At 73.5% G+C, this 13843-nt stretch carries 18 protein-coding genes; 3 read left to right on the top strand and 15 right to left on the bottom strand.

Going from position 1 to position 13843, the window contains the following annotated elements; all coding sequences use genetic code 11:
* Positions 1 to 65 precede the first annotated feature (65 nt).
* A complete protein-coding gene (gene bldD / locus ACWEVP_RS17105) occupies positions 66 to 554 on the top strand; it encodes a transcriptional regulator BldD (protein WP_003096372.1) in 489 nt (162 codons plus the stop codon).
* 85 nt (positions 555 to 639) lie between these two features.
* Here the strand turns inward: bldD and nusB are convergent, their stop codons facing one another.
* Genes nusB through ACWEVP_RS17090 form a run of 3 tightly spaced genes read right to left on the bottom strand, consistent with a single transcriptional unit; the run spans position 640 to position 2793 of the window.
* Positions 640 to 1095, bottom strand: a complete 456-nt coding sequence (gene nusB / locus ACWEVP_RS17100) for a transcription antitermination factor NusB (RefSeq protein WP_285453753.1) — start codon at positions 1093 to 1095, stop codon at positions 640 to 642.
* A complete protein-coding gene (gene efp / locus ACWEVP_RS17095) occupies positions 1095 to 1658 on the bottom strand; it encodes an elongation factor P (RefSeq protein ID WP_125315891.1) in 564 nt (187 codons plus the stop codon). The genes nusB and efp overlap by 1 nt, the downstream gene beginning before the upstream one ends.
* Before the next feature lie 46 nt (positions 1659 to 1704).
* Complete coding sequence (locus tag ACWEVP_RS17090) at positions 1705 to 2793, bottom strand: M24 family metallopeptidase (RefSeq protein WP_452063488.1); 1089 nt, start codon at positions 2791 to 2793, stop codon at positions 1705 to 1707.
* Between the two features lie 62 nt (positions 2794 to 2855).
* Here ACWEVP_RS17090 and ACWEVP_RS17085 point away from each other — a divergent pair, with 62 nt between their 5' ends.
* Complete coding sequence (locus tag ACWEVP_RS17085; protein WP_452063487.1) at positions 2856 to 3608, top strand: B-4DMT family transporter; 753 nt, start codon at positions 2856 to 2858, stop codon at positions 3606 to 3608.
* A gap of 343 nt (positions 3609 to 3951) precedes the next feature.
* Here the strand turns inward: ACWEVP_RS17085 and ACWEVP_RS17080 are convergent, their stop codons facing one another.
* From ACWEVP_RS17080 to ACWEVP_RS17035, 10 genes are all read right to left on the bottom strand, one after another.
* Complete coding sequence (locus ACWEVP_RS17080) at positions 3952 to 5433, bottom strand: beta-xylosidase (protein ID WP_452063647.1); 1482 nt, start codon at positions 5431 to 5433, stop codon at positions 3952 to 3954.
* Positions 5434 to 5662: 229 nt separating this feature from the next.
* Complete coding sequence (locus tag ACWEVP_RS17075; protein ID WP_452063486.1) at positions 5663 to 6577, bottom strand: GNAT family N-acetyltransferase; 915 nt, start codon at positions 6575 to 6577, stop codon at positions 5663 to 5665.
* The gene (gene aroQ / locus ACWEVP_RS17070) at positions 6574 to 7005 is read right to left on the bottom strand and encodes a type II 3-dehydroquinate dehydratase (RefSeq protein WP_452063485.1); all 432 of its coding nucleotides are present in this window, start codon (positions 7003 to 7005) and stop codon (positions 6574 to 6576) included. The genes ACWEVP_RS17075 and aroQ overlap by 4 nt, the downstream gene beginning before the upstream one ends.
* A complete protein-coding gene (gene aroB / locus ACWEVP_RS17065) occupies positions 7002 to 8111 on the bottom strand; it encodes a 3-dehydroquinate synthase (RefSeq protein WP_452063484.1) in 1110 nt (369 codons plus the stop codon). Before aroB ends, aroQ begins: the two co-directional genes overlap by 4 nt.
* An 8-nt stretch (positions 8112 to 8119) precedes the next feature.
* Positions 8120 to 8641, bottom strand: coding sequence for a shikimate kinase (locus tag ACWEVP_RS17060; protein ID WP_452063483.1), 522 nt, complete (start codon positions 8639 to 8641; stop codon positions 8120 to 8122).
* Entirely contained in the window at positions 8638 to 9825 is a 1188-nt protein-coding gene (gene aroC / locus ACWEVP_RS17055) for a chorismate synthase (protein WP_452063482.1), read from the bottom strand. Before aroC ends, ACWEVP_RS17060 begins: the two co-directional genes overlap by 4 nt.
* Positions 9826 to 9874: 49 nt before the next feature.
* The gene (locus ACWEVP_RS17050) at positions 9875 to 10639 is read right to left on the bottom strand and encodes a prepilin peptidase (protein WP_452063481.1); all 765 of its coding nucleotides are present in this window, start codon (positions 10637 to 10639) and stop codon (positions 9875 to 9877) included.
* A gap of 162 nt (positions 10640 to 10801) precedes the next feature.
* Positions 10802 to 11452 carry an anti-sigma factor family protein gene (locus ACWEVP_RS17045; protein ID WP_452063480.1) on the bottom strand — a complete coding sequence of 217 codons (651 nt, stop codon included), beginning with the start codon at positions 11450 to 11452 and terminating at the stop codon, positions 10802 to 10804.
* Positions 11449 to 11961: a sigma-70 family RNA polymerase sigma factor gene (locus ACWEVP_RS17040; protein ID WP_452063479.1), complete on the bottom strand. Its 513-nt coding sequence runs from the start codon at positions 11959 to 11961 to the stop codon at positions 11449 to 11451. The genes ACWEVP_RS17045 and ACWEVP_RS17040 overlap by 4 nt, the downstream gene beginning before the upstream one ends.
* Positions 11962 to 11965: 4 nt before the next feature.
* Positions 11966 to 12334: a hypothetical protein gene (locus ACWEVP_RS17035; protein ID WP_452063478.1), complete on the bottom strand. Its 369-nt coding sequence runs from the start codon at positions 12332 to 12334 to the stop codon at positions 11966 to 11968.
* 105 nt (positions 12335 to 12439) lie between these two features.
* On the opposite strand from ACWEVP_RS17035, the gene ACWEVP_RS17030 reads away from it, so the two are divergent.
* Entirely contained in the window at positions 12440 to 12874 is a 435-nt protein-coding gene (locus tag ACWEVP_RS17030) for a QcrA and Rieske domain-containing protein (RefSeq protein ID WP_452063477.1), read from the top strand.
* 72 nt (positions 12875 to 12946) lie between these two features.
* Here the strand turns inward: ACWEVP_RS17030 and ACWEVP_RS17025 are convergent, their stop codons facing one another.
* Together ACWEVP_RS17025 and ACWEVP_RS17020 are read right to left on the bottom strand one after the other, a co-directional pair.
* Positions 12947 to 13402: a PTS sugar transporter subunit IIA gene (locus tag ACWEVP_RS17025; RefSeq protein ID WP_364446486.1), complete on the bottom strand. Its 456-nt coding sequence runs from the start codon at positions 13400 to 13402 to the stop codon at positions 12947 to 12949.
* On the bottom strand, positions 13399 to 13638 hold the full coding sequence (locus tag ACWEVP_RS17020; protein ID WP_452063476.1) for a glucose PTS transporter subunit EIIB: 240 nt from the start codon (positions 13636 to 13638) through the stop codon (positions 13399 to 13401). The genes ACWEVP_RS17025 and ACWEVP_RS17020 overlap by 4 nt, the downstream gene beginning before the upstream one ends.
* Positions 13639 to 13843: the final 205 nt, after the last annotated feature.

Raw genomic sequence — 13843 nt, 5'->3', positions numbered from 1 at the left:
ACTCGAAGAGTCCCCTGGACCGGTCACCCCGACCGGGAAGGGGGTGGAGAACGGAGAACGACCAGATGGGCGATTACGCCAAGGCGCTCGGGGCCAAGCTCCGCGGGATCCGCCAGCAGCAGGGCCTGTCCCTGCACGGGGTCGAGCAGAAGTCCGGTGGGCGCTGGAAGGCCGTCGTCGTCGGCTCGTACGAGCGTGGCGACCGTGCCGTCACCGTGCAGAAGCTGGCCGAGCTGGCCGACTTCTACGGTGTGCCGGTGGTCGAGCTGCTGCCCGAGGGCCGGGTCCCCTCCGGTGCCGAGCCCGCCACCAAGATCGTCATCAACCTCGAGCGCCTGCAGCAGCTGCCGGCCGAAAAGGTGGGCCCGCTGGCCCGCTACGCGGCGACGATCCAGAGCCAGCGCGGCGACTACAACGGCAAGGTGCTCTCGATCCGCACCGAGGACCTGCGGTCCCTGGCGATCATCTACGACATGACCCCGGGCGAGCTGACCGAGCAGCTCATCGACTGGGGCGTCCTGCCGCCGGAGGCGCGTCCTTCCAAGGAGGACTGATCGCGGGTGCGCGAAACCGACGCAGTGAGCGTTCCCGGTGGGGCACCGGAGACGCTCACTGACTTCGTCGGGGGGCTCGCGACACTCAGAGAACCGCGCGCAGACGGTCGGCGATCGTGCCGATCCGGCCCAGCACGCCGTTGACGAACCGCGGCGAGTCGTCCGTGGACAGTTCCTTCGCCAGGCCGACGGCCTCGTCGATCGCGACGGGGTCCGGCACGTCCTCGGCCCAGAGCAGCTCGTAGACCCCGACCCGCAGCACCGCGAGGTCGACCTTCGGCATCCGCTCCAGGGTCCAGCCCTGCGCGTGCTCCGCCAGCAGCTCGTCGATCTGCGGCTTCCGCCCGGTCACCCCCTCGACCAGGCTGATCGTGTAGTCCGCGATCGGGTCGACGTCGGTCGCGCCGACCCGGTCGGCCAGCAGCGTCACCGCGTCGGTGTCGCGCTGCGCGGCCTCGTACAGCATTTCCACCGCACGGCGGCGCGCCTGCCTGCGGCTGATCGCGCCGCCGCGGTTCGGGTGGGGTTTCGACGTCGGCATCAGCTGGAGACGCGGCCCAGGTAACGGCCGTCGCGCGTGTCGACCTTGATCTTCTCGCCGGTGGACAGGAACAGCGGCACCTGGATCTCCGCGCCGGTCTCCAGCGTCGCCGGCTTGGTGCCGCCGGTCGAGCGGTCGCCCTGCAGGCCGGGGTCGGTGTGCTGGATGACGATCTCGACCGACGTCGGGAGCTCGACGTACAGCGGCTCGTTCTCGTGCACCGCGACCTGGACCTCGGTGTTCTCGAGCATGTAGTTGGCGTTGTCGCCGACGACCTCGGCCGGGACCGTGATCTGGTCGTAGGTGTCGCCGTCCATGAACACGAAGTCGGCGCCGTCCTTGTAAAGGTACGTCATGTTGCGGCGGTCCACCGTGGCCGTGTCGACCTTCGTGCCCGCGTTGAACGTCTTGTCGACCACCTTGCCGGTGAGCACGTGCTTGAGGGTCGTGCGCACGAAGGCACCGCCCTTGCCCGGCTTGACGTGCTGGAACGCGGTGACGGTCCACAGCTGGCCCTCGAGGTTGAGGACGAGCCCGTTCTTCAGGTCGTTGGTCGTGGCCACGAGCTTGCGATCTCCTGTGTCGAATCTTCGGGGTTCGGGGCCGCTGTCAGACGACCACGAGGTTCTTGGTGCTCAGGGTGAGGAGTTCGGGCTCCCCAGCCCGCACGACGAGCGTGTCCTCGATGCGCACGCCACCGCGCCCCGCGAGGTAGACGCCGGGCTCGACGGTGACCGCCATACCGGCGGACAGTGTACCGACGCCCGTGGCGGCGAAGCTGGGCGCCTCGTGGATCTGCAGGCCGACGCCGTGGCCGAGCCCGTGCGCGAAGTGCTCGCCGTGGCCCGCGTCCGCGATCACCTTCCGCGCCGCGGCGTCCACATCGGACACCTCGACGCCCGGCACGACGGCGTCGACCCCGGCCGCCTGGGCGGTGTGCACGAGGTCGTACACCTCCCGCTGCCAGTCCGCGGGCTCGCCGAGGACGAAGGTGCGGGTCATGTCGGAGTGGTAGCCGTCGACGGTCGCGCCGAAGTCCAGCTTCACGAAGTCGCCGCGCTTGAGCTCGGCGTGCGTCGGCTGGTGGTGCGGGATGGCCGAGTGGGCGCCGGCGGCGATGATGGAGGCGAAGCTGGGCGCGGACGAGCCGTGCTCCAGCATCCGGTTCTCCAGGTCGCGGGCGATGTCCAGCTCGGTCCGGCCGGGCCGCAGCCCGCCGGCGGCGAGCAGGTCGTCGAGCGCCCGGTCGGCGGCGGCGCACGCCTGGCGCAGCGCGTCGATCTCGGCTTCGTCCTTGACCAGGCGCAGCTGCTCGACCAGGCCGGGCGCGCGTTCCAGGGGCACGTCCTTCTTGAGGGACTCGTACTCCTCGACGCTGACGTGCTGGCTCTCGAAGCCGACGCGCCCGTAGGTCTTGGCGTCCTTCGCGGCCTTGGCGACGAGGGCGGCGGCGCTGGCCCGGTCGACGACCGTGTCGAGGTCGGGCACCTCGGCGGCCGACTGGGTCGTGTAGCGGCCGTCGGTGCAGAAGAGCGTCTTCGCGTCACCCTCGGCGTGCAGCAGCACGGCGGCGTTCGAGCCGGTGAACCCGGTGAGGTAGCGGATGTTGAGCAGATCGGTGACCAGCAGCGCGTCCAGGCCGGCTTCGGTCAGAAGCCCGCGCAGCGCCGCCCGGCGTCGTCCATGGGTTTCAGGCACCGGCCCAGCCTAGTGGGCACTTGGCAGGCAACTCGTCAGTAACCTGGCCTACACTCCGCAGGATGAGCGCTTGGGTGATCCGCGGACTCGGGATGGCGCTGCTGCACGGCGTGGCGCTGACGCTGCTGGCCAAGTACGCCGTGTACCACCCGACGGACCAGACGCTGATGACCTCGGTGGCCCTGGCGGTCCTGGTGGGCGCGGCGGCGCTGTGGAGCGCGCTGGACGGGTGGCGCGGACTCCCCGACCGCGGCAAGGCCTGGTTCATCGCGGCGCTGGTGGCGGGCGTGGTGTCGGGGATCCTGTACGTGATCGGCCGGGCGGTGTTCGTCGACCAGACGGGGGTTTCGGAACTGGGCGGCGCGCTGACCGGCGGAGCGGCGTTTTCGGCGTTGCTGGTGCTGGTGCCGGCGGGGCTGGGGTTGTTCGTCGGCGGCCGGATCGGGCGGACCAAGCCCGCGGAGGAGGACGAGGACGACGAGGTGGCGGCGCCTTCGCCTTCGCCTTCGCCTTCGCCTCGGCCGCGCCGCCGGGCTCGGACCGCGGACGAGGAAGGCTCGCCGGCTCGGTCGCGCCGCCAGACTGCGGACGAGGAACCCGCCACCCGGCCGCAGCCCGCGGTGACGGACCGGGAACCCGCGACCCGGCCGCACCCCGCGGTGACAGACCAGGAGCCCGCGACCCGGCCGCAGCCCAGGGTGGCGGACGACGACCCCGCCGCCCGGCCGCACGCCCGGGCCCGGTCCGCCGGCGAAGGGCTCGCGCCCCGGCCGTCTCCGCGGATCCGGCCTCGCAGCGAGAAACCCCGCGCCTAGCACCGATTCAGGCGGGTCGGCATCGCGCCCCACGCCCAGCGCCGCTCCAGACCGATCGACATCGCGCCCACACCCCGCGCCGCTTCAGGCGGGTCGGCATCGCGCCCACACCCCGCGCCGCTTCAGGCGGGTCGGCATCGCGCCCACACCCCGCGCCGCTCCTGACGGGTCGGCATCGCACCCACACCCCGCGCCGCTTCAGGCGGGTCGGCATCGCACCCACACCCCGCGCCGCTCCTGACGGGTCGGCATCGCACCCACACCCCGCGCCGCTTCAGGCGGGTCGGCATCGCACCCACGCCCAGCGCCGCTCCGGGCCGTTCGGCGTGGTTCCCGCGCCCGCTCAGCCGACCAGCGAGGGGCCTTGCGGGGTGCCGTCCCACTGGGCGTCCGTCAGCGGCTTGGCCGTCGAGCCGTTGCCGGCCACGATGCCTCCGTCCGGGATGCGCCACAGGCGGCGGTCGTCGAGGACCAGCGCCAGCCCGCGGCCCGGTGCCTGGACCGCGTCCGCGCCGGAGCGCAGCCTCGTCGCCACCGGGAGCGCCGCCACCTCGCGCGGCTCCTTCTCCAGCAGCTCGCCCGCCAACGCCGCGGCGACCCCGCGCCGGTCGACCCGCACCCGCTGACCGGCGCGGACCAGGTCCATCGTGCGGTCGGGCGAGGGCATCGTCACTCCGTCGAACGTCGCGGCCACCCGGTCCGGGCTCGCGCAGGCCTGGCTGCCCAGCAGGTCGAGCCCGTAGTGCCGCAGGTCGGTCGGCGCGCCGGCGGAGCCGGTCACCGTCGCGCGCACCACATCGAGCGGCACCCGGTCGCACGGCCGGGCCGACGACAGCGGCGCGTGCCCGTCGGCGCGGCGCACCAGCCCCGGCCCCTCCTTCCACGGGCCCGGGACGACCACCGGCCGGTACGGGTTCTCGGTGAAGTCGGCGGTCCAGAACGTCAGCGTGGTCCCGGTGTCGGTCTCGTGCGCGATGACGAACGCGTCCAGCGCGCCCACCCACATCAGGTCGGCGCTGAACCCTTCGACGACCGAACGGCCGCGCGGCGCCGACGTCGTGGCGACCGGCACGAACCCGCCGACGTCGAGCGCCTGCACCCCGGAGCCGAACGCGGGATCGCGCGACCGGAGCACGAACTGCCCGGCCCCGTTCCACGCGGCGGCCCGGCCGGTGGTGTCGGTGAACATCAGGTAGAACCAGCCGTCGAGGTAGACGGCCGAGGGCTGGCCGGCGCCGTAGACGTTGGCGCGGTGCACGTCGTGCGACGGCCCGAGGATCGGTTTCCCGCCCGCGGCGCGGGTCCAGTGGACGCCGTCGGTGCTGGTGGCGAGCCCGACGGCGTTGCCGAGCGCGTGGTCGCCCGCCGCCCCGGTGTAGTAGAGGTAGTAGGTCGTGCCGACGCGCAGGACGGAGGGATCGCAGGTGTGCATGCCGTCGAACTGCCCGGGCGCCCCGGAGAAGACGGCGGCCGGGATCCCGCCCCCGGGCCCGGCGAACGGGCCGTCGATCGACTGGGCCTGGGCGTAGAGGATGTCGTCGCCGGCGGGCCCGGCGCCCCCGTACTGGCTGCACCACCACATCCGGGTCTGCCCGTGGTCGAGCATGACCGACGGCCCGTAGTTGTAGACGGCGTCCGCCCCGCCGGCGGCGATCACGCCACCACTCTGCCGGGGGTCACCCGAAGCGAGTTTGACGTCGACGGGCCGCGGCTTCTCGTCGGACTTCCCCCCGGCGATGGCGGGCTTGTCCCCCGCGGCTTGGGGCTGGACGTAACCCTCGGTGCACCCCGCGACGAGCAGACCGGCCAGAACACTGGCGAGCAGGGCACGACGAGACGGGCGCACGACACCGGAGTGTAGCGAGAGCTGAATCGATCGGGTGACGGCACGCCTGGTCGACGGTCCCCTGGTCGTGCGCAAGATCGTGGGCGGGGCAAGGGGTTTCGCAGTGTGCGCCGGTCAGACCGGGTGGGCCGGCCGCCGAGCGGTGGCCGGTTAGCGTCGGTTCGCGCCGCCGGGACCTCCGGTGTCTTGCCGAGCGGCCGGGCTCGGGTCAGCCCGCGGCCGGTGGGCCTTCGAGCGCGACCAGCTCGACCTCGAAGCCGGTCTCGTTCTCCAGGTACGCCGCGTAGTGCTCCTCGCCGCCCGCGTACGGGTAGCGATCCGCGAACATCGCGCGCCAGCCGTGTGCCGGGGCGCGCGCGGCCAGGTCGTCGACCTCCGCGCGGGTCGCCACGTGCAGCGCCAAGTGGTTCAGGCCCGGTCGCGTGCGCTCGTGGTCGGGTGCGCTCATCGCCGGGGACGCCTCGACCACCAGGTAGGTGCCGCCGCGCCGCCAGCTGAGGCCCGCCGGCCAGCGCTGGAACTCGTGCCAGCCCAGTTCGCCCAGCAGCCAGCCCCAGCTGCGCTCCGCCTCCGCCAGGTCCGGCACCCACAGCTCGATGTGGTGCGCCCGGCCCGCCACCGGCGCCAGTGCGACCAGTACCCGGTGCAGGTCGCCGTAGTGGATGCCGCTGCCCACGTCGAGGAAACCCAGCCGCGCGGCCACCTTCCGGCTGGCCGCGTTGTGCTCGTGCACCAGCGCCCAGACCGCCGGGAGCCCGAGCGCGTCGAGGCCGTGGTCCAGCACCGCCCGGGCCGCCTCGGTCGCCAGGCCCTGCCCCGCGTGCGCGCTCGCGACGTAGTAGCCCAGCTCGGGCACCCCGCCCGGCAGCTCCGGCGACGGCCGCAGGTGCGCGACGCCGATCACCTCGCCGTCGCGCTCGATCACCCAGTGGCCCTGGCCGGCCGGGCCGCGGTAGGCCAGGCGGCGGTCGACCATCGCGCTCGCCGCGGCCGGGTCGGAGAAGTCCGCCGCGAAGAACCGGCTCATCTCCGGGTCGGAGAACACCTTCACGACGGCTTCGCGGTCGGCCTCGACGAGCGGGCGCAGCGTCAGGCGCGCCGTCGTCAGCGTCGGGAGCGTCATCCCGGGTGCTCGGCGAGCCACCGCAGGGCGAGCGGGTAGCCGTCGACGCCCAAGCCCGCGATCACCGCGGTCGCGATGTCCGACAGCACGCTGTGCTGCCGGAACGCCTCCCGCTTGTGCACGTTCGAGATGTGCAGCTCGATCAGCGGCGCGGACAGCTGGGCCGCGGCGTCGCGCACCGCGATCGAGTAGTGCGTCCACGCTCCCGCGTTGAGCACCACCGGGTGGCCGCCGTCGGCCGCTTCGTGCAGCCAGCCGACCAGTTCGCCCTCGTGGTCGGTCTGCCGGACCTCGACCTCGATCCCCAGCTCCTCCCCCGTCTTGACGCACAGCGCCGCGAGGTCGTCGTGGGTGGTCGAGCCGTACACCGACGGCTCGCGCTTGCCGAGCCGCCCGAGGTTGGGGCCGTTGAACACGAACGCCTTCACAGCAGCACGCTCCCGCCGCTCCGGGGTGCGTCCGCCGCGATCGCCGAGTACGCGGCCGCGAGCAGCGACGGGTCCGGACCTTCGAGCCGGCCCGGCTTGCCGAGCCCGTCGAGGACGACGAACCGCAGCACCCCCGAGCGGGTCTTCTTGTCGCCCTTCATGGTTTCCAGCAGCTGCGGCAACGCGTCGGCGTCGTACGTCGTCGGCAGGCCGAGCAGTTTCAGCACCGACGCGTGGCGCTCGGCGGTGGCGTCGTCGAGGCGTCCGGCCAGCCGCGCCAGCTCGGCGGCGAACACCAGCCCGACGCTCACGGCGGCGCCGTGGCGCCACCGGTAGCGCTCGCGGCGCTCGATGGCGTGGCCGAGCGTGTGGCCGTAGTTCAGGATCTCGCGCAGGTCGGACTCGCGCAGGTCCGCGGCGACGACGTCGGCCTTGACCCGGATCGACCGGCGGACCAGCTCGCCCAGCACCTCGCCGGTCGCGTCGAGCGCGGCGGCCGGGTCGGCCTCGATCAGCTCGAGGATCCGCGGGTCGGCGATGAAGCCGGTCTTCACGACCTCGGCCATCCCGGCGACGAGCTCGTTCGGCGGCAGCGTCTCCAGCGTCGCGAGGTCGACGAAGACCGCGCTCGGCTCGTGGAACACGCCGACGAGGTTCTTGCCGGCCTCGGTGTTGATGCCGGTCTTGCCGCCGACCGCGGCGTCGACCATGCCGAGCAGCGTCGTGGGCACGTTGACCAGCCGGACCCCGCGCATCCACGTGCCCGCGACGAACCCGGCGAGGTCGGTGACGGCGCCGCCGCCGAGGCCGACGACGACCCCGCGCCGGTCCAGCCCGATCCGGCCGAGCACCTCCCAGCAGAAGCTCGCGACGGTGAGCGCCTTGCCGTCCTCGGCGTCGGGGATTTCGACGCGGTGGGCGTCGAGCCCGGCCGCGATCAGCTCTTCGCGGATGGCCTCGGCCGTGGTGGTCAGCGTCGGCGGGTGGATCAGCGCGATCTTCGAGGCGTCGGCCAGCTGCGCGGTGAGGTCGCCGAGCAGGCCGCGGCCGACCACGACGTCGTAGGGATGGGCAGTGGCGACCGGGATGCGCACCGGATCGGACACGGGGAAGATCACTCCTTGGCTTCGGCGGGGGCGAGCCGCGCGGTGAGGTCCGCGACGATCTCGGCGGGCGTCCGGTCGTCGGTGACGACCTCGACGGTGGCGACCTCGCGGTAGACGGGCACCCGTTCGTCGAGCAGTTTCTTGAACGTGGCGCGGGGGTTCACCCCGGCCAGCAGCGGCCGCGCGCTCGACAGGCCGGTGCGCTGCACGCCGGCGGCGAGGCCCACGTTGAGGAACACGACGGTGTGCTCGGCCAGCCGCGCCCGGGTGCCCGGCGTGAGCGGCGCGCCACCGCCGAGGGACAGCACGCCCTCGTGCTCGGCCAGCGCCGTCGCGACCGCTGCTTCTTCCAGCGCGCGGAAAGCGGGTTCGCCGTCTTCCGCGAAGATGTCGGCGATGCTGCGCCCGGCGCGGGCGACGATGTCGTCGTCGCTGTCGCGGAACGCGACGCCGAGCGCCTTCGCCAGCAGCGGGCCGACCGTGCTCTTGCCCGAGCCGGGCGGGCCGACGACCACCGCGCGAGGGCTCACCAGCGCTCCTCGAGGGCCTTGAGGTACGCCTCGGCGTTGCGCTTGCTCTCGGCGAGGGAGTCGCCGCCGAACTTCTCGAGCGCGGCGTCGGCGAGGACGAGCGCCACGACCGACTCGAGCACGACGCCGGCGCGCGGCACGGCGCAGACGTCCGACCGCTGGTGGATGGCGACGGCGGGCTCCCCGGTCTTTACGTCCACTGTGGACAGTGCTTTGGGGACGGTCGAGATCGGCTTCATCGCGACGCGCACCCGCAGCGGCTCGCCGTTGGTGATGCCGCCTTCGAGCCCGCCCGCGCGGTTGGACCGGCGGGTGACGCCGACCGGGCCGGTGCCGCGGTCGATCTCGTCGTGGGCCTGGCTGCCCCAGCGACGGGCGGTGGTGAAGCCGTCACCGACCTCGACGCCCTTCATCGCCTGGACGCCCATCAGCGCACCGGCGAGCCGGGCGTCGAGCCGGCGGTCCCAGTGGACGTGCGAGCCGAGGCCCGGCGGGAGGCCGTAGGCGAGGACCTCGATGACGCCGCCGACGGTGTCGCCCGCCTTCCGGACGGCGTCGACCTCGGCGACCATCGCGTCGGTGCCCTCCTGGCTGAACGAGCGCACGGGGCTCTCGTCGATCGCCGCGAGGTCCTCCGGCTTCGGCAGCGGGCCGTCGGGAGCGTCCGCGCCACCGATCGAAACGACGTGGCTGAGGATCTCGACGCCGAGCAGCTGCTTCAGGAAGTTCCGCGCGACGGTGCCGAGCGCGGTCCGCGACGCCGTCTCGCGGGCGCTGGCGCGCTCGAGGACGGGGCGGGCCTCCTCGAAGCCGTACTTCTGCATGCCGGGCAGGTCGGCGTGGCCGGGGCGGGGCCGGGTGAGCGGTTCGTTGCGCGCGAGGCCTTCGAGGACCTGCGGGTCGACCGGGTCGGCCGCCATGACCTGCTCCCACTTGGGCCACTCGGCGTTCTCGATCTGGATGGCGACCGGGCCGCCCTGGGTGCGGCCGTGGCGGACGCCGCCGAGGAAGTCGATGTGGTCGGTCTCGAAGCCCATCCGCGGGCTGCGCCCGAAGCCGAGGCGGCGCCGGGCGAGCTGCTCGGTGACGTCGGCGGTGGTGACGCCGACGCCGGCGGGCATGCCTTCGAGCACGGCGGCCAGCGCGGGTCCGTGCGATTCACCTGCGGTGATCCAGCGCAACATGGGCTCAATCCTGTCACGGGGGCCGGGCGGGCCCGAAGAGTGTTCCCGGTCATGGCGCACCCGGGAAGAGGGCGCACAGCCAGGTGGCGGCGAGGAGGGCGGGGCCGTGGGGCACGCGGGCGCCGCCGAAGGGAGCAGCGGGCCGCGGGGCGGGAGCCGGCCTGGCGGGGTGCGGGCCCGTCGCCGGAACGGGCGCCGCCGGGCCCGGCTCGGGCGCCGACGGGGGCGGGTGACCGGCGGGTGCCGGGGCACCGGCTCGGCTTCGGATGGTGCGAGTCGTCGCCGGCACCAGGCTGAACACCGCCGCCAGGAACGCCGCCACGGGGAGGGCCGGCCAGCCGGCCGCTCCCAGGACCATGCCCAGGCTGCCGGACAGCTTCACGTCTCCCGCGCCCAGGCTGCCCGGCGCCCAGCGGGCCACCAGCGCGTGGGCGCCCCCGAACAGCAGGGCTCCCGCCGCCGCGCGGACGGCGGGCGACGGGCCACCGCCGCCGAATGCGGCCGCGCCGATCGCGGCGCCGAAGAGCGGGTAGGCGGGCAGGGTCAGCGAGTCGGGCAGGCGGAGGTGGCGCAGGTCGGCCAGGGCCAGCGGGACCGCGACGACCGTGAGGACGACGGGGACCGGCAGCCACCACGCCGGCGCGGCTCCGGCCGCCCAGCCGGCGGTGGCCGCGGCCGTCGCGAGCGCGGTGAAGACCGCCGCCGGCTTGCGCGGGATCGGGGCCCGGGCTCGGTCGAGGGCGCGGGCGGCAAGGGGTGCCGTGGCGGCCCCGGCGGCCGCCGCGGCGAGGGGGAGCAAGAGCGTCGGGGACATGAACCCAGGGTGCTGCCGTCGGACTGACCAGGGCAAACGCCGGGCGTAGCGAACGGTCCATTCGCGACGCTCCGAGCCGGTTTTCACCCCTGTGGGCGACAAGCCGGCGCCAAGACCAGGGCTCGTCCGGGACCCCCTGCGTCCCGGACGAGCCCACCCCCGTCACAACGTCAACCGCAGCAACGGGCGTCCACTGCCCCCGCGCACCTCCAGCGCCGCCAGGTCCGTCCTCTTCAACGCCGTCCCGATCACGATGCGGGCCGTGTTGTCCGGGACCGCCTTCCACGTCGCCAGCTGCGTCTCGGCTCCCGACCGCGAGATCGCCACCAGGACGTACTCGCCGCTGCTGCGGTCGCCCGTGTAGCTGCACGACATGTCCACCTGCGTGCCCCAGTCGAAGGCCGCCAGGCTGGCGTCCGCGCGGACCGGGAACTCCCCCAGCGCCGTCATCGCCGTGTACGGCGGCCCAGCGGGCAGAGCCGGCGAAGGCGCCGAAGCCACCACAGCCAGCGCGACGCACGCCGAGACGGCCAGGGCGGCCGAGACGGACGTCACGGTGGTGCGCACCCGGCGGCCGCGGCGGACCCGCCGGAGCACCGCCGGCAGCAGGTCCGGCGGGGGCGCCGACAACTCGGGCGCGACCGCCGGGGCGTCCACCCTCGCCAGCAGGCCCGGCAGCCCCGCCAGGTCGCGCACCGAGGCCGCGCAGCGGTCGCACGTCCGCAGGTGCGCCTCGAAGCGCTGCCGGTCCTCGGGGGACAGCGCCCCGAGGACGTACGCCGCGTCGAACGTCGCGAACGGGTCCTCGCTCACTGGGTCACCCCCCTCTCCTCGAGCACCAGGCGCAGCGCGCGCAACGCGTAGTGCGTGCGCGACTTGACCGTCCCTTCGGCCACTCCCAGCCGCTCCGCCGCGTCCGCCACGGAATAGCCCTGGAAGTAACACAGCACCAGCACCTCGCGGTGCCGCTCCGACAGCTCCGCGAGCGCCTCGGCCACCAGCCAGCCCTGGACCGCGCGGTCGGTCCCGTCCGCGACCGCCCGTTCCGGCGGCTGGTCGGTCACCACCTCCGAGCGGGCCGACGCCGAGCGCCAGCCGTCGATCGCGATGCGCCGCGCCACCGTGAACAGCCACGCCCGCGCCGACCCCGTCGACTGGTCCAGCACCGTCGCCGACCGCCACGCGCGCAGCAGCGTTTCCTGGACGACGTCCTCGGCCCGGATCCGGTCCCCGGACGTCAGGTGGAGCGCGTACGACCACAACGCGGCCGCGTGCTCCTCGTGGAGCGCGCGCATCAGCGCGTCTTCGGCGACTTCCCCCACGAGCTCAGGCCGAGACGCGGCGCCGGTCCTTCACGAACAGCAGCGCGAGGCCGCCGACGATGCAGACCGCCTCCGTGATCACGCCCCAGTACTCCGGCTGGCTGTTGAACTGGTCGTGGTTCCCGGCGAACCCGACCGTCGCGGCCAGCACGTACGCGCCGAGCGTCAGCACGCCGAACCCGATCGCCCCCAGCGCCGGCAGCCAGTGCCGCCAGGCCAGCACGGCGATCGCGATGACCAGGCCGCCGATCGCGTCGAGCAGGAACAACGGCCCGACGATGCCCGGGTAGTCCTCGGTCCACAGGAAGTAGTGCACGCCCGCCGAGCCCAGCAGCGCGGCCGCCACGACGATGCGCAGAACCCAACCCACCATGATCGATCCTCCACTCCACACCCACTCGGGTACATACACGGACCAGGGGCCGATCGGGTTCACCGCGGATTGAACCGATGCGGTGTCGATCTCGTTCATAAGGGCATGACTGCCGAACTGCACTCCCGCCGCACCGTCCTGACCACGGGTGCCGCCGTCGCCGGTGCCGCCGTCGGCGCCGTCGCGCTCACCGCCTGCTCGTCGGACGACGCCAAGTCCGGCACCGCGCAGGCGCCGATCGCCGCCGGGACCCCGCTGGTCGCGCTCGCCGACGTCCCGGTCGGGCAGGCGAAGGCGGCGAAGGCCCCGGACGGCTCCGACGTGATCGTCGCCCGGACGTCCGAGTCGGCCTGCGCCGCCTTCAGCGCGATCTGCACGCACCAGGGCTGCACGGTCGCGCCGAAGGGCGCCGACCTGGTGTGCCCGTGCCACGGCTCGGTGTTCAACGCGCTCACCGGGGAGGTCAAGCAGGGCCCGGCGAACAAGCCGCTGCCGAGCGTGCCGGTCAAGGTCGAGAACGGGAAGGTCGTCACCGGCTGACGAGCCGGGAACGCCGGAGAGCCCTTGTGGACGGTCGCCGTCCGCAAGGGCTCTCCGTGTGACAGAAGCGACTCAGGCGTCCCAGCCGAACAGCTTCTCGCCGGCCGCGACGTCGCGCTCGGCGTCCAAACCGGACAGAACGTCCGCCGACGCGTCCAGCGCGACGACCGGGACGATCGCCGAATAGCCCGCCGCGGTCACCGCTTCCGGGTCCCAGCTGACGATCGGCTGGCCGGCCCGCACCTGCTCGCCCTTGACGACGTGCAGCGTGAAGCCTTCGCCCTTCTCCTTGACCGTGTCGATCCCGAGGTGGACCAGCACGGCCTTGCCGTCCTCGGTCGCGACGACGTAGGCGTGCGGGTGCAGCGTCGCGACCGTGCCGTCGACCGGGGCGACCGCGTCCGACCGCCCGCCCGAGGGCTGCACCGCGATGCCCGGACCCACCATGGCCTGCGCGAACACCGGGTCGGGAACCTCGGTGATCGGCACCACGCGCCCGGCGACCGGGCTGAGGATTTCCAGGCTCACAGCAGGTCCTCGATGTCGCTGGCGATGGTGTCCGCCTCCGGCCCGACGATCACCTGCAGGGCCGTCGAACCCATCTTGACCACGCCCATCGCGCCGGCCTTCTTCAGCGCCGCTTCGTCGACGAGGCTCATGTCCTCGACTTCGCAGCGCAGCCGCGTGATGCAGCCCTCGATCTCGGTGAGGTTGTCCGTGCCGCCGAGTGCGGCGAGGATCTTCTCGGGCCTGTCATCCGCCATCGCGGTCTCCTTGATCACTGTTTGTTCCCAACCTGACGCGAACCGCGTGTCCACCTGTACTACGCCGTTCGTCGGCATGCACCCCGCCGCGGGCCACGAACGGATAACGGTGGTTGACACCCGTCCGTACGGCGGAGCATCCTGCCCCATCAGATCATTGGTCTAGACCGGAACGTACCAATGTTCCGGGCCGGACGCGAGCACC

It is taken from the genome of Amycolatopsis sp. NPDC003865, from assembly GCF_053605345.1.
Note: the sequence above shows the minus strand (reverse complement) of the source record. Positions and strands in the feature narration are given on the sequence as shown.